We start from the raw sequence: 21163 nt of genomic DNA, 5'->3' as shown, positions 1-21163 counted from the left end.
CTATATGACAAATATGTGAATGAAAACTTATTACAAAAGCAGTCAAATTAGCTCAACCAAAGTGAATTTTTTATTGTTTGTTATCCTTTTCATAGTAAATGATTCAACATTTTTGAACTTGTTAGATTACTTTACTTACACTTTCCATGTTTTTACTGATGTTTACTAAAGTTTGAAAGCATGGATTGAAACCTTAAAGACAGTCAATCTAGCTCAGATGTCGCTATTTGTTACCATAATCCACCTGTTTAATGCCCATACCAAAACAAGTGTCACACCGTTGTCATTTAATACACCTAATTTTGCGCTCAATAACTGAAAACTAATGACAACATTAAAGGATATCATTATGAAGACGTCGCGTTCTCTTTCCCCCATTTATATGGCTCTAGCCGCAGCGAGTTTAGCTGTTGTACCACAGGCTTGGTCTGGTCATATTCAAGGGATAATTAAGGATGAAAAAAGCCAGCAACCCTTACAAGGGGCACTGATTAGTATTGAAGAGTTGAACTTGCAACTCCAGTCTAATCGAGATGGGCGGTTTTTCTTTCCAGAAATAGAAGCGGGTGAATATACCTTAGTTGCTCACTATTTAGGTGGTTCAACTTATAAAGAACGCGTTGCGGTAGCTACAGATGGGGTGACTCATACTCAAATCCAACTTTCTGGAGATGGGCTTGAGCATATTCAGGTTGTTGGACAACATGGTGCGTTAAGCAACTCTCTTAACCGACAAAGAGCCTCAGATAATCTCGTGAGTATCTTAAGTGCTGATGCATTAGGAAATTTTCCTGACACCAATATTAGCGAAGCATTACAGCGTGTACCTGGATTATCGATTGAGCGTGATCAAGGAGAAGGTCGATTTATCCGTGTTCGTGGTCTCGCGCCAGATTATAACGCGGTATCAATGAATGGGGCACGATTACCTTCACCAGAAAGTGACCGTCGAGCCGTAGCATTAGATGTGTTACCCGCAGATTTATTACAGTCAGTTGAAGTCTCAAAAACATTAACTCCCGACATGGATGCAGATTCATTAGGTGGCAGTATTGAAGTTAAAAGTTTATCAGCCTTTGATCGTGATGACACCCATATCAACATAAGTGCTGAAGCGTCACATGATGAGTTAACTCAGAATATAAATCCAAAATTAGCGGCCAGTTACAGCGATATATTTAATGACGTTTTTGGTGTAACTGTCGCAGCAAGTTGGTACAACCGTGATTTTGGTTCGGATAACGTAGAAACTGGTGGTGACTGGGCATTTGACGACACTTCATTATTGGAAGTCGCAGAGCAAAGAGATTATGAAATTAATCGTGAGCGCTTAGGTATTGGAGTTAATTTTGACTTTCGCCCTAATGAAAACAATGACCTATATTTACGCACTTTATACAGCGCCTTTGTTGATAATGAAACGCGAAATGGCAATGAAGTGTCATGGGATGAAGGGGTTTCAGAAGGAGTAACAGGCACAGTAGAAGCGACTCGCTCACTCAAATCTCGAGAAGAGACGCAGAAAATTGGTTCTCTCGTATTTGGTGGCCAATCAAGGTTAGATAAATGGACTGTTGATTATCAAGCAAGTTGGAGTCGTGCAACAGCAGATAAGCCAAGAAATATCGCTGGTGCAGAGTTTGAAAGTGAATTTGACGATGTGTTATTTGAAAACTCTCAAATACCGAAATTGATCGCTCCTGATAGGTTTTACAATGCATCAGAATACGAACTTAAAGAAATCGAAATTGCAGAGTCAAGTGCCGAAGACACTATAGCTTCAGTGCAATTTGATTTAACTAAAAATGGTTTAATAACAGACATGCCATTTGCGGTTAAGTTTGGAGCTAAATACACCGCTAGAACTAAAGAAAATAGCGAAAACATATGGATTTATGAAGATTTTGAAGACCAAGGTGTAAATGGAGAACAGCTATTAATGACCGCCTATTCTGGTGCAGAATCTGACTATAATCTTGGGCGATTAGGCCCTTCAATTATGGCCGCCCCAGTTTGGAATTTAGTGAACAGTCTAAACCCAGATAACGCCGTGGATGAAATTGAGTCAACGATCAACGACTTTACTATTGATGAGGATATAACCGCTGCTTATCTGATGGGACATGTCGATATTGATAAGTTACGTATATTAGCAGGCGTGCGATTTGAACACACTAGTTTGCAAACCTTTGGAACAGGGTTTAATGAAGAAGAGGATGACTTTATTGCCAACAATACTGAACGAGATTATGAGCATTGGCTACCGAGTATTCATGCAAATTATAAGTTTAGTGAAAATACAGTATTCCGCGCTTCATGGGGAAACTCCATCGTTCGACCTACGTTTTCACAACTTGCTCCAGGATTTCTAATCGAAGTTGATGACGATGAAATAGAAGCAAGTTTTGGTAATCCTGATTTAAAGGCACTTGAGTCGACAAATTGGGATCTGAGCATAGAGCATTACATGGGTGGTGTTGGCGTGATCTCAGCTGGGGCATTTTATAAAGAGATCAAACATTTTATTTATGAAACCGATTTAGGTGGCTATGACAAATATGCCAACTTTGATACAGCACAAACCTTTATTAATGGTGATGATGCAGATATTACCGGTGTTGAACTTGCCTATGTTCAAGATTTTGTGTTTTTACCTGAAGCTTGGCGAGGGTTAATTTTTACCGGCAATGTAACCTGGAGTGATTCTAATGCTCAAATTGCTTGGTTAGATGATGGGGTGCAATCGCGAAATATTCCGCTGCCGAGTCAATCTGATATCACCGCAAATGCATCACTTGGTTATGAAAATGCTTACGTGAGTTTTAATTTATCTGCAGCTTATAAATCAGAGTACTTGATTGAAGTGAATGAACTGGATGATGCCAACTTTGATATTTATCAGGATGCTCACACTCAGTGGGACTTTGTTGCAAAAGGATACCTTACAAACACAGTGACCATTTATTTGAAAGGTATCAATCTGACTGATGAGCCACTCTATGCCTATACAGGGCGATCTAACTATAACGCACAGTATGAAGAATATGGCCGTACGATTCAGTTAGGCATCCAATTTATCAATATGTAAATCAAGGAATAATAATGAAAAAGCTCACCATAAAAATAAAAGTAGCAGGCTTATTGACCTGTATGTTTGGCTTGAATTTACCTGTTGCCGTTAATGCAACCTCAGCTCATTTACCAATTGGCCCCATGGATGGTAGTCAGTCAGCTAAATGGAATGATAAGTGGTTATATGCCAGTGAAAAACAAGGTTTGTTTTTGAGCGACAAGCAAGCCGTAAGGCAAGTTGTTGCCGGAAACTTCACCTATCTCGATGTGGCTAAAGATATTGCGCTTACTTACGATATTAATGCAGACCAGATTAAAGCTATTCGTCTAGCACAGCCTAAAATGCACACATTAGGCTTGCTGCCTAAGCGCGATATAGAAATTGAATGGTTGTGTCTACAACCAAGAGAGGCTGATAACAATTTGTATGCATGGATAGGCAATGAGGCCGGTCAAGCAGAACAATGGCTATTAATGAGTAAGTCTGAGTGGAAACCACAGCTATTACGCAGTCTTTCAGTAACAATGGGCGCAATAAACTGTGCGGTAGATTCGCAACATGAACAGCTATATGTGATTGAAAATGCTACCGGTATTTGGAGGTACCCCGCGGCGCCATTTGCTCCCGCTGAAGGCGAATTGGCTTTATATCAAAAAGAGAATAGCTTTACTGACATCGGTTTATATAATGGCGAGATATTGATTTTTAATGATTCAGGCCAAATCTTTGGTGTTGACGGAGAGTTATATAGTCAAGCAATTGAAGGTCTAGATGAATTAGAAAGCTTTGCTGTTGATGCCACGAATATGACTGTGTACTCAGATGCTGATGGGCGATATTACCAGTTACCATGGCAAGCCGTAAAAGCTCAAGCTAAAGCTAATAATGAGCTTATTGTCGAAATACCCACCCAAGTAGAAAGTGGCACTGCCGATAGAGCAGGTGACACCATGGACGATCCTGCTATTTGGGTACATCCAAAATTTCCAGAGAAAAGCCGTATATTAGGAACCAATAAGCGCTGGGGCTTGTTAAGTTTTGATATGCAAGGCCAACAAGTTCAAGCGCTAGAAGTGGGGCGAATTAACAATGTTGATGTTAGACAGAAGGTCATGCTTGGTGGCCAATATCGCGATATCGCAGCCGCAAGTAATCGTGATCGTGACAGTTTGAGTTTGTTTGAAATCGACTCACAAGGTGATATCACTGTACTGGCAGAGCAACCAACCAGCCTTAAAGATATTTATGGTTTATGTATGTATCAGCCTAAACCTGATGAACTATATGCTTTCGCCAACGATAAATCGGGCATAATCGCTCAGTATCGACTGTCTTGGCAGCATGGCGGTTTAATTGCTAAAGAGGTTGGACACTTCACTGTGCCGAGTCAGCCTGAAGGTTGTGTCGCTGATGATGACAAACAGCAATTATTTGTAGGAGAAGAAGATGTGGGGATCTGGCAGTTTGATTTAACCCAATCTCCAATCAAGGGAAAACTGATTATTGAAGCTGGCGGACCATTGGTAGCTGATGTAGAAGGGATTGACTTGTACCATAAAAATAATGACGAAACTTATTTGGTCGTGTCAAGCCAAGGTAATGACAGTTACTTGCTTTACGAAGCTAAAAAGCCATTTGCTTATATTGGCCGCTTCCGGATCGGTGTGAATGGAGACAAAGGCTATGATGGTAGTGGTGAAACCGATGGTTTAGCAGTAACAGCTCGACCTGTAGGACAAGGTGTTTGGTCTCAAGGTATGCTGGTGGTGCAAGATGGGCGTAACCGACTACCTGATGCACATCAAAACTTTAAATGGGTACCTTGGAGTATGATCAGTGAAGCACTAGGTTTGTAGTGTTTTGAGTAGAGCATGTCTATTACTGCTTATTTAAATTGAGTAATAACAAGGCTCTATGGGTAATAACATCGAGTATAACGCCCCATTTACCACGAGTTCATTTAATTAATCTCGTTAAAATGGGGCGATTCTATGTTGGCTAGAGGCGGTGGGAAGCGATAATAAATGCATATCAAACAGCCCTTTGCAGCGTTAACAAGGCTCAAGATTTACTGTAAGCGATTGAATATTGTATTTTAAACTTATTATTCATCTCTTAACATGAGTTGAGGTAAAAAAACAGAGCCTAGGCTCTGTTTCATTGTGATTGGATTACATGATGACATCAATCAACTAACTGGATTTGTCCGTATGCTGATTTCCGACTAACTCAAGCCCCCAAACTAAGGCGATACCTAATATGGCGCAAGCAATGGCTAGACCGATTTGATGCGACTCGCCAGTGATGGTTTGAAAATCAAACGGGGAAAGATTTTGCTCCAATAAAGGCACTTGCTCGCCTTTAGAGTTTTCACGCCAGGTTAGCACCTGTTTCCATGGCCAAATTTTGCCAAGGGTGCCCAACATTAAACCGATTAAGAACATCAAAGTTGCATCATGAAACTTACGTAATAAGGCCGATAATACATGGCTAAAGCTTAATAAGCCCACAGCACAACCGCCGGCAAAACAAAGTAAATAGGCAATATCAAACTCCTTTGCCGCAGCCAATACCGCAGGGTACATTCCCAATAGCAGTAAAATAAAGCTACCTGAAATACCCGGTAAAATCATCGCACAAATAGCGATAATGCCCGCAAAGAAAAAGTTGATATAAGTGGCATCCATAGCAATAGGGTTAAGTATCGTAATCCCCCAGGCAAAAGCCACACCACAGACAAATAACGCGATTTTCAGCAACGAAAAATGACTGACCTGTTTAAGCATATGCACCACAGAGAATAAAATCAGCCCAAAGAAAAATGACCACACGGGGATCGGATGTGTTGCTAACAACCACGAGATTAATTTAGCTAAGGTAAAAATACTGGTTAAAATACCACCAAAAACACAGACTAAAAACGGCCCATTTATGTGCATAAATGCCGCTTTAAAACCTTGTGATTTAATCACCCCAAATAGCGATGGATTGATTTTACGAATACCATCCAGTAGTGGGTCTAAAATACCGGTAATAAACGCAATGGTCCCACCTGAAACGCCAGGCACTACATCAGCGGCGCCCATGGCCATGCCTTTCAAATACGTTGTAAATAACTTCAAAATTAACCCTAATCAGTAGTTTGAACACGATAATCTAGCTGGCGATTATACCCACTTGCTGATGGGCAAACCACTAGCAGAGTGTTAACAATAATGCTAACCTCATCCGACCAGACAAATAATCACCAGTAATGGATTATGAATAACAACAAACCTAATAAAGTCATGGCGTTATACCACAAGGTTACTCGCTACCCTTTCGGCGATAAAATTTTTTCTAAAATGGTATCCCGTATGGCACCGTATTTCGGCACTATTCACCCTCATATCACTTCGCTGCAAGAAAATCGCTGCGAATGTTTAATCAAAAAGCGCAAAATTGTGCAAAACCACATTGGTACTGTACATGTTATTGCGATTTGTAACGGCCTTGAAATGGCAATGGGGACTATGGCTGAGGCCTCTATTCCTAAGCACCTTCGTTGGATCCCTAAAGGTATGTCAGTAGATTATACCGCTAAAGCCGGTAGCGATATTTTGTGTGTCGCAGAGGTAAAACCAGAACAATGGCAAGTCGGTGATATGTTAGTCGACGTAAAAGCTTATGACACCAATGGTGTTGTGGTGGTTCAAGGCCATATCAAACTATGGATTTCAGAAAAACCACAAAAATAAATCATCTTCAATTTTGCTAGGGAAGCACAATGTTAAAAAATGGTCTAACAACAGGCGACAATCATTTAAGTAAAATCATTCCAGGGGTTATCTTTGTCAGTTTATTAACAGGTCTTTATGGCAGTTGGTATACGGTCGATCAGGGTGAACGAGGAGTATTACTGCGCAATGGTAAAATTATCGATACAGCCGAACCAGGCTTAGGGTTTAAAATTCCGTTAATCGATACAGTCGTCAAAATCTCTACTCAAACTCATACTGCCAGTTATCAAGCGCTGCAAGCTTATAGCCGCGATCAACAGCCTGCAACACTGCGAGCATCCGTCACTTTTAGTGTGCCGCCAGACAGGGTTGAAGAAGTTTATGCGAACTTCAAGGGTATCGATTCTATGGTGTCAAGATTGTTAGACCGCCAGGTGCCTACCCAAGTTGAAAATATCTTTGGTAAATACACCGCGATTTCTGCGGTGCAAGAAAGGGTTAAGTTTGGCATTGATGTCACTGACGCTATTACAAAGTCAATAAAGGGGCCGGTGACGATTAGCTCGGTGCAAATTGAAAATATTGATTTTAGTAACGCCTATGAAAAATCAGTAGAAGACAGAATGCGCGCCGAAGTTGAAGTGCAAACCCAATTACAAAATCTTGAAAAAGAACGAGTCAGTGCGCAAATTGCTGTCACTCAGGCACAAGCTGAAGCCGATTCACAATTGGCCCGCGCCATTGCTGAAGCGGAGAGTATTCGTATTAAAGGTGATGCTGAAGCATCAGCAATTAAAATCCGCGCAGAAGCCTTGGCTCAAAATCAAAATTTAGTTGAACTGACTAAAGCCGAGCGCTGGGATGGGAAGTTGCCAACCACTATGTTGCCAACAGGGACAATTCCATTTTTAGAAGTGCAAAAAAATAAATAGCAAATCGCTTATTAGGTAAATAAGCGTCAAAAGATTTACTTTGCCTTTCAAAGCAATTTGTTAGGCAAATTATTTTTATTTATGACGTGATTAACATCAATGATAAAAAGGAATTCAATCATTAATAGCAATCCCCTTCCCAACGAGCCCCAAACGCCTGACAATCTGGTTAGCATTGCCACACCCGTGATCAAAACACCCCCAGAAAGATTAGCTAACCTAGATGCCATTCGAGGCTTTGCATTACTGGGAATTTTGTTTTTAAATATTTATTTCATGGCAAATAATTTCTACGGTTATGCACCGCATCACCCCGAAAAAACGGCCGATATAGTCATTGAAGTTATCAGTAACTTTGTATTTGAAGGCCGCTTTATCAGTTTATTTTCGATGTTGTTTGGTGCTGGTTTATCGCTCCAATTTTGTAAAGCCGGCAATGATGATACTGCGCATCACACAGCCAAAAAACGACTACATTGGCTTATGATATTTGGGCTGGTTCATGGCGTGTTTATTTTCTCTGGAGACATCTTACTCACCTACGGTTTATGCGGATTACTGGCCTATAAATATTGCGCGTTAGCCCCTAAAACATTATTAGCCAAGTCGATAAAATTTATCTTGCTTGCAATGGTGGTGATTGCATTACTATCAATTACCATTGAAGACGAGCCCTTTTATCGCGGCTCAGCTTATTATTTGCAGCAGTTAGATATTTGGACCGGCAGTTACGCCACCCAGGTGATGATGCAAGGCATGATGGTAGGCTACATGCTGTTAATCATCCCTATTAGTCTTTTATGGTACGGCGCAGGGTTAATGCTAATTGGCATATACCTGATGAAACAAGGCTATTTTCACCGCGGCTTCAGCGCAAAACAGTTAGGAATATTTGCCGTTACAGGCATAATATTTTCTGGTTTTGACAGCGTATTAAGCCTGTCTAGCTCTGCAATGTTAAAAGAAATATCAGGTATTTTTATGATGCTTGGCGCTATACCCACCGCACTGATTTATTGGCATATTATTGTTAAACTCTGTCAAAACAACCCGCTAAAATTAACCTTATTACAAAACCTAGGGCGAGTATCATTAAGCTTTTATATTCTACAATCTATTTTAGGTGTGCTGTTATTACGCCATTGGATGCCACAATGGCAAATGTCGTTTGATCGTATTGATTATATGTTACTTGCCATAGCATTAAGTGTGTTACAACTGAGTCTGGCAGCACTATATGTACGCATTTTTAATCAAGGCCCCTTAGAATACCTAATGCGAGTGCTGTCTAAACGCATCAATACCTAAAAACAAAATGTTTAGCGCTAGCAATCACTCAATCAGCTGATTAAAGGAATATTCTTGCAAACTACTCATAAAAGTAACCGCCAAAACCGTCATTTATTCGGAATATTGTTTATTCTCATTAGCCTGTCAGGTTGCATCAGTTGGGTCACGCCGTCTGTGACACCAGAACTCACTCAGCTTCAACCCGGTGAATTTACCTTAGACCCCAATCATGCGGCATTGATTTTTAAAATAGCGCATTTAGGGTTATCTACCTATGTGGGTCGGTTCAATCAATTTGATGCTCAACTGCGTTTTGATCCCAATAACATGCAAGCAGCATCACTAGAAGCCAGCGTGCAAATCAGCTCAATTGACGTCAACAATGAAAAACTTGAAACCACCCTGCAAAATAGCACTTGGTTTGATAGTAAAAAGTTTCCTCAAGCACTTTTTAAAAGCCAAAAAGTGACGCCGATTAACTCTGCCAGCTCAGATAATCAATTTGCCTTTGAAGGTTTGCTAACGTTACATGGCGTGACTAAGCCCGTTACCTTCAGCGCGACATTTCATGGCGGGACTGACAACTGGATGACAGGTAAATATACGTTAGGTTTTAGCGCGGTAGGCACCATTAAACGGTCTGATTTTGATATGAGCAGTTACATCCCCATCGTGGGCGATGAAATAACCCTAGAGATTTACGCGGAGTTTTTAAAACAATGATGATATTTGCCTTAATCATGCTAGTTATCTGGCTGGTGTTTTTAATGATCGGCTATGGATTCTATGCACTTTCGCCCTGGGTTATTAGCCTATTTATTGGCATTAACCTGTTGAGTTTCATAATAACTTGGTATGACAAGCGCATTGCGACTCAAAACCAAACATCGGCCCAAACTCAACGCAATCGTATTAGTGAAAAAACCTTATACCTTTACGCCTTAATCGGCGGCTGGCCAGCCGCCATTATTGCCCAACAATACTTTCGCCATAAAACACAAAAAAATGCCTTCAAATATCGGTTTTGGTTATCCATCGTTATCAATATAGTGCTTACTCTGGGGATCAGTTATTTGTATCTGCTGTATACCCTTTAAAACGTAAATGCCTTAACACTGAGCGGCTGTATCCATTGCATAAACTAGGGTAAACTGACGCATCATTTTAACGGATAATAACCAAGAGAATTTTTCATGCGCATGATCATTGCCGTAGCGGTAATCGCTTTAGTTATTTTTTATTTTTTTAGTCAGATGAACAATCAAAAAGCCGCCAAAGAAAACATTGCCAAAGGCAGCGCTTTTTTAGCGGAAAACGCCAAGCGTGATGGGGTAATTCAAACCTTGTCTGGCTTGCAGTATGAAGTGCTCACTAAAAGTGACAATACCGAACACCCTACAGCCAAAAGTAATGTTACTGTGCATTACCACGGTACGCTAATAGATGGTACGGTTTTCGATAGCTCTGTTGAACGCGGCCAAACGATTGCATTTCCACTTAATCAAGTGATTAAAGGCTGGACCGAAGGTGTGCAATTAATGACTGTTGGTGACAAATTCCGTTTTTACATTCCAAGTCAACTTGCCTATGGCAACCGTTCAACGGGTAAAATTGTGGGCGGGTCTGTGTTGATTTTTGATGTCGAGTTATTTGAGATTAACTAACCTCAACTCGGGTTAATAGATGAACCCAAAGCCATTAGATCCAATTAAATCTTCATAGACGTCACAGTGACTACAATTGACATCAGATTGGCATCAGCTTGACTTCAAGTGCAAATAAGCCAGCGAGACGCTGGCTCTTGGTTTTAAAATCAGCATCCATGCTTTGGATACTCGCTGGCTCATCTACAACCGCATTATTATCTCTTCGATTTAGCTTTATTGATGGCGGTGGGAACACAAGAGATAACTCGGAACTAGACAAAAGTGTGTAGGCCTTCGAATGAAGGCGTTGGCATTTTGAGCTTATAACATTTAGCTGAGTTGGAATTGGGATTTGTGTTTAAAGTCGAATCTTCATTGTTGTTAAAAGCCTGCGGCTCGCTTATGTGCAGATACTGCTTCGGGACGCTATGCGTCATCCCTGACCGCTTAACGAAAACATCCCTGTTTTCGATACCCTCAGCCGCATCTACACTTGGTTATTTGATCTCTTCGATTTAACCTTTCGGGTATCAATCGGACAATAAAAAGCTAAATCGTTTTTGGACAATTGTGAGTCAGCGATTTTGCTAAATCAGCATTTAACGGATTATCTAAGGTATGGCAAAACCTATAAACTGCATGCCTAATTAACCATACCTCCATACACACAACAATTGGAAAAATGCAGGATTAATCATTTAAGTAAGCGCGGTTCAATAACCTTTCTTAAATTGCTTTGAGGCATTCTGAGTGCTATTGATTAGCTTTCCGAGGGCTTTATCTTTAGAGCGTTTTTCAGCCAGAGTCGCTCCGTTTAGCGCTTGCTCTTTGAGCAATTTTTGATAACTATGCAGACGCCTTTCTGCTAGTTCACCCGCTTTTATTGCTCGTTGAACAGCGCATCCCGGTTCACTGCCATGCGAGCAGTCTGAAAAACGACATTGCTGTGCGAGCTCTGTTATCTCTGCAAAGGTCTCGCTAACCCCTTGTTCACTACTACCTAACTGTAACTCACGCATTCCGGGGGTATCCATTAGAATGCCGCCGTTTGACATTACTTTTAACGCTCTGTGAGTGGTGGTGTGGCGACCCTTACTGTCATCTTCTCGAATACCGCTCGTCTGCTGAGATTCAAAGCCCAACAAGTTATTCACGAGGGTTGATTTGCCAACGCCTGATGAGCCCATAAAGGCGATAGTTTTTCCATTACGACAATAAGGTTCAAGTGACTTAATATCCTGCTCATCTAGCGCATTAAGAGTGTGCACTTCTAGCATGGAGTCTAGCTCCTGCACTTGCTCTCGCTTGCTGTCAGCGTCTTCACACAGATCTGCTTTAGTTAAGAGGATCACCGGCTCTACCATCGCTTCACGAGCTAGCGTTAGGTAGCGCTCAATTCTGCTCAGGCTAAAGTCATGATTGAGTGAAGAGACGATCATCACCGTATCAATATTGGAGGCGATTAGCTGGGTAGAGACCTTTGAACCCGGCGCTTTGCGTTCAAACAGTGATTGACGCTCTAGGCTTCGATGTACTCTTAGTTGGTCATCAAATAGCAGCCAATCACCAACACAAATTTTTTCATCATTAACTGTAAAAGTTAGGCTTTGCTGGCCTTGTTCCGAGATAACCACAACACGGTCACGATGATGCTCAATCACTCGAGCCACACTATAATCTGTCAAATCTTCTAGACTAAGTTGCTGCTGAAAAAAAGGTTTCCACCCAAGTTGTTGAAATGTTGGGATTTGACTACTCATGCGTTGTACTCTCACGTTTAATGATTTCACTCATCATAGAGTGTCCTTGTCTGTGATGATTGAATATTTCCGACAACCTTAATCTGACTATGAGCTAACGCCACCATAAGCATCAATTGTCAGCCCTCGCTGTTTCTCATAGGTTTTGGGGGTAAAGCCTAACGTCTTTTTTAGGTAGCGGATCAAATGAGGTTGATCGCTAAAGCCAAACATGAACGCAACCTCAACCCAATCTAGCTCAGTAGAATCCCGTTGATAGAGGTATGCTAGCATCGCCTCTAGGCGATTCATGGATTGGCACTGTTTGAGGGTTAGCCCAGTTGTGCGCTGAAAGCTTCTTTCTAATGTCCGCTGCGAGCAGTAAAGCATCTCACCCAAACCGGAAATGGTACTTTGATCGAGATGTTGCAGCGCCTTACGGGTGATCTTGCTGTGCTGATCCTCAACGCATTGTTCTAGCCAAGGGCCGAGTACAGTATCTAACTGGTCAACACATTGCTGTGGATTGGTTTGAGCTAATTCAATTAAAGCGTTTTCATCCACGCCCAACTGCTTGAACAGCATTGAGTCTTTAGCTAGCTCAACCTTATCAAGTGCCAGTGGGTTTTCAGAAAATTCAGGTAAGCAATATAGAGCGCCTACGTGGAACTTTATCCCAAGATGAACAAAGGCCTTAGAGTGGTCTAACTCGAAGGTTTGTTGATGAGGATAAAGCCAATGACTTCCAACTCCCATAACAGTACCGGGGTTGAGATCATAAAGGTAGGCTTGGCTATGAGGCGAAATAATCAAATGCGCCGAAGGATCAGGGTTGAGCTTTGGATACTGAAAGCACTCTGAATCATGGAGTTTTTCGATCAACCAGTAGCATTCAACATATTTGGCAATGCGAGAGGATTGAGGGGGTTGTAGCCAATGGTTCATGCCGTTCACCGACTGCTTGGATAGGGAATTAATACTATAAACCAGATCAGCACAAGCATAAATAATCCCCTGCTAGGGTCTCGTAAAGGGTTGACGGTTTATTTGGAGTCAAATTCAATCCGAACAATTCGGTTTAACAGCCAGGCACAAAAATGCCACCCATTTTTTGAACAATAGCAAAGACGGTCGCTAACTCTAGAATGCGTGAATCAACCCACTCGCGCCGATGCTCAAAATTCTCACCCGTTGATTTATCAAAGCCGCACAAAAACGCCTTACGTACCACACGCGAACAACAGTGATAGTAAGGCGTATCTTCTAGGCTAACGATAGTTTGTCTTGGTCTGGCCATCTTTATTTACCATTTTAGAAGCGTAAATAAAGCGCAGTTTATCGCTCAATATTTAGCCAACAATCTTGGGTGTCTGAATTATCTTTACCAAACACCGGGGGCAAAACCAGAGCGAAGCGGCGGTTTTGACATCCGCGTGATTTGGCTTGTTAGAGTGCAAAAGCACAGTTGACGACGTTTTCATATTCTGTAACGCTAAACTTGAAGGGGCCTATTTCCTTGATTGGATCCGGATCCTCGTACCCATTCTCGTATGCAAATTCACTCCAGATATACTCCTCGCCAACTTTGGTGATTTTACACCCATAAGCGCCACAACCTATATCAGCGCACTCTGGACAAACATAAATTAGGCTTCTGCCAGACTCAGTTTCAGGCGGCTCTTGAAGTAAAAGCTGTTTTAAACTGTGCTTATTTAGATTATCCCAGCCTCTTGCGAAGCAGCCGAGGAAATCACCGTGACCACCAGCCTTACTTACTAGTTCAGCCAAAAGTGATTTTCCATCTATCGTGAAGTCAGAAGAATAACTTTCGTGCACAACCGTTCCGTTATCTTCACTACCTTCCCTGTGTTTAATTTTAAAATCTAGCACCATTTCTCTCTTGCACTCTAACATTTTATTAGTGCGCATGCGCGTTTACCTCATTAGACCAGTAAAAACGCGCATGCGCGTTTTCCAAACCTATTATCTAATTTTGAAAAGTTATACATCAATGATTTAAAATGATTTTGTTTGTTTTTGGCTGGAAAAACGCGCAAACTAATGAGGTTGAAAACACTCAAAAGCATCTAATTTTAAATACGACTGTATACCCATACATTGTTAGTCGCTTTACGGTAGAGCCAAACATTAGGCAAATAGAAACAACACAAAAATGCCACCCATTTTTTGAACAAAGAACATAACTCGTTTTCATGGCTTTGGCGAGGGTTACGATCGATGTGTTCAACTCATCAATTTTTATCGATATGGCTAAAATATTATCCTTAAATGAGTGATTTATGGTCATCTAAGAAATTTAGCACATCAGAAAAACTTGTTAACCATCAAGTGTTAAAAGAATTGTAATTTGATTGGGGATGATGACTTAAGCGCACAGCCAGCGCTGACAATTTGCAGCGCCTTGTCGTCGCTTTCGCTCTAAATGCTCACAATATTCAGTTAATGCGGGTAATGCTCCGACAGCTCCTTTAAATAATGCACCAAATTCAGTAGTGATTTTAAGCCAATTCTCTGCGGGGATGTTGAGTCTATTCAGTATGTCCTGGCTACTTGAGCTAATGGCACCACGCTTATCTTCTCGAATTATCCGACCGGTATCTTCAACTAAGACGATGTAGTCTTTCACGCTGAACATAAGCCCGTTAGGCATATTAAGTCGCTCATTACCCACAAACGGTAATAGCTCTGGTGGTTGCTCGCCTTTCATTGCTGAATTGATACGGCGCTGAATACTGGTGTAATCTGATTTTTCAGGGGTTGCGGCCATTTGAGCACGAATTGGGTTTAAATCGACATAAGCCATACAGGCTAAAACTGCGGCTTCATCAAGCAAAGCCTGAGATTTAAATCTGCCTTCCCAGAATCTTCCGGTACATTTATCTTCTTTGTTAGCCATTCTGGCTATAGGCTCACTGAGTGAGCGCATAAACCAACTGATATCAATTAAGCGATTACGGTATTCGGTAATGCATTCGTTAACCGTTTGAAGTTCAAACTGGTTAAGGTCTTCCTCTTTAAGGTATTTGTGCGTGAGTAACGTACCTTTAAAGCCCTTGTGCCATTGAATGAGCACTTCTTTATCTGACCACTTTTTTGCTTTGTCAGCATCGACTTTAACCACGACATGTAAATGATTGCTCCCTGCTTATTAACAAGAATGCATAAGCACAGATATCAATAGCAAAGACGGTCGCTAACTCTAGAATGCGTGAATCAACCCACTCGCGCCGATGCTCAAAATTCTCACCCGTTGATTTATCAAAGCCGCACAAAAACGCCTTACGTACCACACGCGAACAACAGTGATAGTAAGGCGTATCATCTAGGCTAACGATAGTTTGTCTTGGTCTGGCCATCTTTATTTACCATTTTAAAAGCGTAAATAAAGCGTAGTTCAGCGCTTAATATTTAGCCAACAATCTTGGGTATCTCAATTATTTAGCCTTGGATGTATCAATTATTTTTTAAAATCAGCCAACAATCTTGGATGTCTCAATTATTTTTTAAAATCAAAAAACAAAAAAACTTCAATGTACTCACTAATAACTTCCTCTAAATGGCTAACAAACATGCAAATTAAATTACACCCACAATGAAACATTTATCTTTCATTAAATTAGTCACTTAAATTTCAATTCTTGTGTATTAGCATTGGTATGTTTATTTTCCTTATCAACCCGCTTTCCTTCTTGAACTTCTGAGGTGATTTCATAAACAATTACTGGAGCGGCGCATCCAGCTAAAAAAATCACCAGCACGATAGCTGCAAATTTTGAGAGCTTATTCATGTTATTTTTCCTTATCAAAGATTGTTAAGTTGATTGGCAATTCTTATTTTATTTGCATCACAAACTTCTTTGCTTTGCGTCGAGCCATAAATATATACAGCAGGCTCAGAACAAAAATGACCAAACATCCAATAGCTGCTGTTTTTAACATTTTAGGGATCATGTGACGCAGCATGTACATATCTGGGTTACCGGTTTCCCACAACGTCCATTGTGTAGCAGTATCAGCGGCCAGCGCACTGTTACCAGTCGTTAACATAATGATGCCGTTGCCTGTGCTAGGATTTACACGCAAGCTTGCATTCAAAGAAGGTGATTGCCCACCATGCCCAATTATAAAATCGCCAGCATTATTACTGGCAAACAGCATGACGCCTAAGCCCCAAATATCTATTCCCATGCTAGTCGCGTTTGGGGTTCGCATCTGTTTAAGCGTCGATGCAGAAAGTAAATCGGGAGTGTTACTTTCCATTTCTGCAAGCGTAATGTTGTGGTTTAAGAATTTGACCAGATCATTCGCGCTGGTATACAAGCCCGTTGCAGCCAATGAAGTGTAATAAGGATACTGCCTAACGGTGCCTTTATCGTCGAAGTATTGCGCTAAATTGCCACCAAACTGGTCTTTGTCATAACTGGTCTTTGTCATATTCAGTGGCTCAAACACTGCACGATGCATGTAAGCACTAAAGGACATACCGCTAACTTCTTCAACAATCAGTTGCAGTAAATTGTAACTCCCACCCGAATACTTAAATTGAGTACCAGGCTCAATACCTACCAATACTTGGCCGTTAACTCCCTCATCGGCGTCTAAGGCTTGGGTTAAATGCTGTTCAAGTGCTTGTACTTGTTCTGCGCTTGAAAAACCATTGTGACCTAAGCCATCGGTTATCCCCGCGGTATGGCTTAACAAACGGCGTATGGTGACTTGTTCGTTATCAAACTGACTAGGCGGCAATTGCCAACGCGTGAGATAATTTGCTACAGGCGCATCTAAATCAAGCTTACCTTGCTCGACAAGTTTCATAACACCATAAGCCGCGACCCACTTGCCCAATGAAGCAACACCAAATACTGTGTCTGTTGTCACTGTTTCGCCTTTAGAATAGGAAAACTCATCGAATACCTTTCCCTCATTGATTAAGACAAAAATACCGTTTCCCTTGGCTTCAGTTTTGATTGATTTAACCGCTTCAGCCATAAAAGAGGCGTTATCATTGGTCGGAGCAATGGGTTCTTTAAACCAGCCTTGGGTGGTTGATACAACATTAAGTAAAACCCAGAGGCTCATCACACCCAGAACGACCGATACCCATTTAACAAAATTCATCATGACAGTGTCTCGCTATGTTGTTCGGCTCACAAAAACCGATATTCATTTTTGACTGGTCATCACAATAAGCTTCAGGTGGTTAGTTTGGTGACAGAAATGCTTCAACTGCTCGTGAACATCATCAACGACATTTCACTTCGGGTTAATTAACGTAGAATGCACGGTATAAATAAAAACCGGATCGAAACATGGGCAAATACAAACCAATCATCTTTCTTTTGCATGTTGCGCTTATTTTTTTCTCTGCATTACCGGCGTGGTCACAAAACAACAACTCGGCAGATACTGAATATCGCCCAAGCATGCCGAACAATGTATTTACTCAGATTCAAATAAGGCCCATAAAAAGCAATGAATCCAGCACAAGTATTCAATGTCACGCCTCCGGAGTAGACCAAAGTGACTGGCAACATATTAGCTTCAGTGAACTGCCTCAAAACCAGTTTTTTTGTCTGCGAGCAAAGATCAATATTCAGCGGGAAACACTATCGAGCAACCCTTCGTTATTAGTTGGTATGTTAGGTTCCACAGATTTTAGATGGGACAATAAACCGCTGATTTCAAATGGCTTACCTGCACGGTCGTTTATTGATGAAGATCCAGGGACAATAAAAACCTTGGTAAGACTATCAGATGACTTATTGAACGATGGGGAGCACATGTTGAGTGCAACCATATCGACTTTCAAGGTTGGCAAAGAGCTCGATTCTATCGGCTATGTATTGGCCATAGTCGATGAACAAAAGTTAGCTAATATGGTTTTATTGGTGAGCATGTTGAGTGCTTTTTTCATCGGTGTCTTAGTGATTCTGTTTGTTATCTTTCAACTGGTAAATTGGCTGTATCAAGCAGAAAAATCCTATCAAATGTTCAGTGTTCTATGCTTATTCGCCGCGCTTCTATTAAGCGTAGAACAAGCAAAGTTCTGGTTAGATTATCCCTACAATTGGCATGCACTGCGGCTGTCTGTCATCCTTGTGCTTACCTTCATTACAAGTTTCTTGCTACCTATGTTTTACGTCGCATACTTTAGACTTAAGCAGGTCAAAATATGGGTAACATCCAGCCTAATAAGCTTGATCATTATTTCCTTACTGGATCTTAGTTATGACACCACCAGTGTGGTTCTTTTCTTTGCTGCTTTATTCTGGTCGCTTGTTATTAACCTGCTGCAAATAAGAAAAAGTGGACAAGGTAAAGCCGTTTCTGTGCTTATCCTCATTGGTATCGGCTTCATTATTTTCTACCCCGAATATTTTGTAGAGTTTGGTTTTGCGATGTTTTTTATCGCTATTGTTATCACCATGTTGGTGGCACTAATCAAAGAAATGAGACAGCACAAAGCACGTTCATTAAAAGCGGAGCGCATCAAAACTGAACTGCTTAGACGTAACATGCAGCCACACTTTTTGATGAATTGTTTAACTCAGTTAATGGAACTGATCGAAACCAAACCACAGGATGCCCTTGTCTTGATTTCTGCTTTAAGTCAGGAATTCCGGCAACTGACTCAGCATAACGAGCAAGACTATGTCCCGCTATTCGACGAGATTGCCTTATGCAAAAACCATATACAAATCATGTCAATCCGCTATCAGAAAGATTATCAATTAGCGGTAGTTGGCGAAGTGGAAGGGATTTGGGTCCCCTCTGCTATATTGCATAGTTTGGTAGAGAACTGTTTTACCCATAACAAAATATCCAGTGATAGAACCTTCGAACTTAAGGTAACTCAAGCAGGTAGACAGGTAAATTTGACCTTGATAACACCGATCGAAAACAACACCAACCACCAAGGTACAGGCAGTGGAAACCATTTTATTCATGCTAAACTAGCCGAGTTGAATCAAAAAGAAGCCGAGTTTGCCAGCTATGAGTCTGGTGACAACTGGATATCACAGATCAGCTACTTAAACATCAACACAACAGCAAATTAATAACGAGAACGATATGGTAATTGTCATTGTTGAAGATGAACCACTCATACAGCAACGTATCCAACGTCTTACTGCAGAGATCTTGATTGCAAAATCCCCCAAAATAATCTGCTTTGATGATATCGATAATGCCGAATCGTTCCTTAGCGAAAATACCATTGATGTCTTACTGCTTGACTTGAATTTAATGGGCCGTGATGGCTTCACACTATTAAAAAGTAAACTTGCAGCGGCATTTCATACCATTATTATTTCGGCTTATGCAGAAAAAGCAATTGAAGCTTTTGAGTATGGCGTCTTAGATTTTATCGCCAAACCCTTTACCAAAGAACGGCTTATCCAGGCTTTTGAGAGACTGTTACACAACCGAAAAAGCGAATACCATAGCTGTAAATATTTAAGCGTAAAAAAAGCCGGAGAGCTCCAGCTGATATCCCTCGAAGACATTAATTATATTCAAGCAGACGGTCACTACACTTGGCTTAATCTCTCCTCTTCGGATGAAGTCATGCCAACAAAAGTGCTGCACAGTAAAAACATTGAGAAAATTGAGCAACTACTTCCCGAAAGCTTTATGCGCGTTCACCGCTCATATCTGGTCGATATGCGAAAAGTTAAGTCTGTTAGAATCCAAGAAGGAAGTAAGTACACACTATTGCTCAATTCAGGAGAGGAAGTTCCTGTCGGAAGAACGAAGTATGAACAAGTAAGAAAACAGTTAAGCGGTATTTAACTATTTAATCGAGAGGCTTGAATAGCACGCAATGTATAGAAAATTGTCGCGATTTTATAGGCTCCATAACACTTAAGAAGAATACTATATGAACGACTTTGAACGTAAAGAATTGATCGAAGAAAGTGGCAAACTGCACAATATTGTTGAAAGTAGTTACTTGAGCAATACAGCAAAAAAAGACGATGAGCAGTGGCTCGAAAAACAAAGAATACTGCTTGCTGACATGGCAATTCATCTGCTGCAAACCGCTATAAAACCGGGCGAATTGGAAGTCGAAAAATTGACGAATAATATTCACGCCATTTTAACCATCGCAGATCAGTTCATCCCGCACGCTAAACTTAAGAATGCGACTGAAAAACTCTATCAAAACAACGTATAGAAAAACTACAGGGTATAGCTTTGGGCGAATTTAGCCACTTAGACTTTTATCTAGCCAAAGTGAGCTTTCAACTAAATTTTTCGATTAGGTGGCTCGTCAAAGATTTCTTTGGTCTCAAAATTAAAGCCTCGAAGAAAAAACCATATCGTTCAACATTTTTAACTCATCATGAAGCTGGCCAATTGTCACTGTGATAGTCAATGGAGATGAAGTATCTAATTGGTAAAAATCTGCATCGTTGAATGAGTAAGAGCATCCTGCACCTAGAGCCAAATCAATGGCATCTAAAATTGTTGACCTACCAGAATCCCCTGGCCCGATTAGACAGTTAAGCCCAAGCTTTGGATTCCAAGAAAGATTTTAATTGTTCTAAAGTTTTGTATATCAATATGACGAATAACCGACATGCCAAATCCCTTCGCTAGCAAGCATAAAATAATAGTTAAGTTAACACTTTAAGCTTTATGAAGATGAATCGCCACCGTAATTACAGTCACTATGTAGCATTACTAAAATTTGGCCAACAACCATGTCACAGAATCTCCTTGCAAACGGTGCCGAAACAAG

At 41.0% G+C, this 21163-nt stretch carries 17 protein-coding genes and 2 pseudogenes; 11 read left to right on the top strand and 8 right to left on the bottom strand.

The genetic code is table 11. The features are described from left to right. Positions 1–349: 349 nt before the first annotated feature. Together NE535_RS04315 and NE535_RS04310 are read left to right on the top strand one after the other, a co-directional pair. Positions 350–3088, top strand: coding sequence for a TonB-dependent receptor (locus NE535_RS04315; RefSeq protein ID WP_261297451.1), 2739 nt, complete (start codon positions 350–352; stop codon positions 3086–3088). A gap of 14 nt (positions 3089–3102) precedes the next feature. Next, complete coding sequence (locus tag NE535_RS04310) at positions 3103–4929, top strand: phytase (RefSeq protein ID WP_261297450.1); 1827 nt, start codon at positions 3103–3105, stop codon at positions 4927–4929. A gap of 336 nt (positions 4930–5265) precedes the next feature. Here NE535_RS04310 and NE535_RS04305 read toward each other — a convergent pair whose 3' ends face one another. Beyond that, positions 5266–6195 (bottom strand): polyprenyl-phosphate transporter, encoded by a 930-nt coding sequence (locus NE535_RS04305; RefSeq protein ID WP_261297449.1) that lies wholly within the window; start codon positions 6193–6195, stop codon positions 5266–5268. Positions 6196–6333: 138 nt separating this feature from the next. Here NE535_RS04305 and NE535_RS04300 point away from each other — a divergent pair, with 138 nt between their 5' ends. The 6 genes from NE535_RS04300 to bamJ all read left to right on the top strand — a co-directional run bounded on the left by NE535_RS04300 (position 6334) and on the right by bamJ (position 10678). Then, complete coding sequence (locus tag NE535_RS04300; protein WP_261297448.1) at positions 6334–6810, top strand: hotdog fold domain-containing protein; 477 nt, start codon at positions 6334–6336, stop codon at positions 6808–6810. Between the two features lie 29 nt (positions 6811–6839). After that, on the top strand, positions 6840–7724 hold the full coding sequence (locus tag NE535_RS04295; RefSeq protein ID WP_261297447.1) for a prohibitin family protein: 885 nt from the start codon (positions 6840–6842) through the stop codon (positions 7722–7724). 186 nt (positions 7725–7910) lie between these two features. After that, a complete protein-coding gene (locus NE535_RS04290) occupies positions 7911–9032 on the top strand; it encodes a DUF418 domain-containing protein (protein WP_261297446.1) in 1122 nt (373 codons plus the stop codon). Between the two features lie 54 nt (positions 9033–9086). Next, complete coding sequence (locus NE535_RS04285) at positions 9087–9737, top strand: YceI family protein (RefSeq protein WP_261297445.1); 651 nt, start codon at positions 9087–9089, stop codon at positions 9735–9737. Beyond that, positions 9734–10111: a DUF1294 domain-containing protein gene (locus tag NE535_RS04280; protein ID WP_261297444.1), complete on the top strand. Its 378-nt coding sequence runs from the start codon at positions 9734–9736 to the stop codon at positions 10109–10111. The genes NE535_RS04285 and NE535_RS04280 overlap by 4 nt, the downstream gene beginning before the upstream one ends. A 96-nt stretch (positions 10112–10207) precedes the next feature. Next, complete coding sequence (bamJ, locus tag NE535_RS04275) at positions 10208–10678, top strand: BamJ family beta-barrel-assembly machinery protein (RefSeq protein ID WP_261297443.1); 471 nt, start codon at positions 10208–10210, stop codon at positions 10676–10678. A gap of 695 nt (positions 10679–11373) precedes the next feature. On the opposite strand, the gene rsgA is transcribed toward bamJ, so the two are convergent. From rsgA to NE535_RS04240, 7 genes and pseudogenes are all read right to left on the bottom strand, one after another. Next, a complete protein-coding gene (gene rsgA / locus NE535_RS04270) occupies positions 11374–12420 on the bottom strand; it encodes a ribosome small subunit-dependent GTPase A (RefSeq protein WP_261297442.1) in 1047 nt (348 codons plus the stop codon). An 87-nt stretch (positions 12421–12507) separates the two neighbouring features. After that, on the bottom strand, positions 12508–13344 hold the full coding sequence (locus NE535_RS04265; protein ID WP_261297441.1) for a helix-turn-helix domain-containing protein: 837 nt from the start codon (positions 13342–13344) through the stop codon (positions 12508–12510). A 172-nt stretch (positions 13345–13516) separates the two neighbouring features. Next, positions 13517–13696 (bottom strand): annotated as a pseudogene (locus NE535_RS04260) (transposase); the annotation flags it as partial. A 149-nt stretch (positions 13697–13845) separates the two neighbouring features. Beyond that, on the bottom strand, positions 13846–14328 hold the full coding sequence (locus NE535_RS04255) for a hypothetical protein (protein WP_261297440.1): 483 nt from the start codon (positions 14326–14328) through the stop codon (positions 13846–13848). A 457-nt stretch (positions 14329–14785) separates the two neighbouring features. Next, positions 14786–15776: pseudogene (locus NE535_RS04250) on the bottom strand (transposase). 264 nt (positions 15777–16040) lie between these two features. Then, the gene (locus tag NE535_RS04245) at positions 16041–16208 is read right to left on the bottom strand and encodes a hypothetical protein (RefSeq protein ID WP_261297439.1); all 168 of its coding nucleotides are present in this window, start codon (positions 16206–16208) and stop codon (positions 16041–16043) included. Positions 16209–16251: 43 nt separating this feature from the next. Beyond that, positions 16252–17541, bottom strand: coding sequence for a serine hydrolase domain-containing protein (locus NE535_RS04240; protein ID WP_261297438.1), 1290 nt, complete (start codon positions 17539–17541; stop codon positions 16252–16254). Positions 17542–17729: 188 nt separating this feature from the next. On the opposite strand from NE535_RS04240, the gene NE535_RS04235 reads away from it, so the two are divergent. The 3 genes from NE535_RS04235 (at position 17730) to NE535_RS04225 (ending at position 20596) form a co-directional block, all read left to right on the top strand. Further along, a complete protein-coding gene (locus tag NE535_RS04235) occupies positions 17730–19478 on the top strand; it encodes a sensor histidine kinase (RefSeq protein ID WP_261297437.1) in 1749 nt (582 codons plus the stop codon). Between the two features lie 13 nt (positions 19479–19491). After that, positions 19492–20211 carry a LytR/AlgR family response regulator transcription factor gene (locus NE535_RS04230; protein WP_261297436.1) on the top strand — a complete coding sequence of 240 codons (720 nt, stop codon included), beginning with the start codon at positions 19492–19494 and terminating at the stop codon, positions 20209–20211. Between the two features lie 88 nt (positions 20212–20299). Further along, positions 20300–20596 (top strand): hypothetical protein, encoded by a 297-nt coding sequence (locus NE535_RS04225; RefSeq protein ID WP_261297435.1) that lies wholly within the window; start codon positions 20300–20302, stop codon positions 20594–20596. Positions 20597–21163 lie beyond the last annotated feature (567 nt).

The sequence above is a fragment of the Shewanella holmiensis genome (genome assembly GCF_025370255.1).
Taxonomy (GTDB): domain Bacteria; phylum Pseudomonadota; class Gammaproteobacteria; order Enterobacterales; family Shewanellaceae; genus Shewanella; species Shewanella holmiensis.
This window is presented reverse-complemented; position numbering and strand designations above follow the sequence as displayed.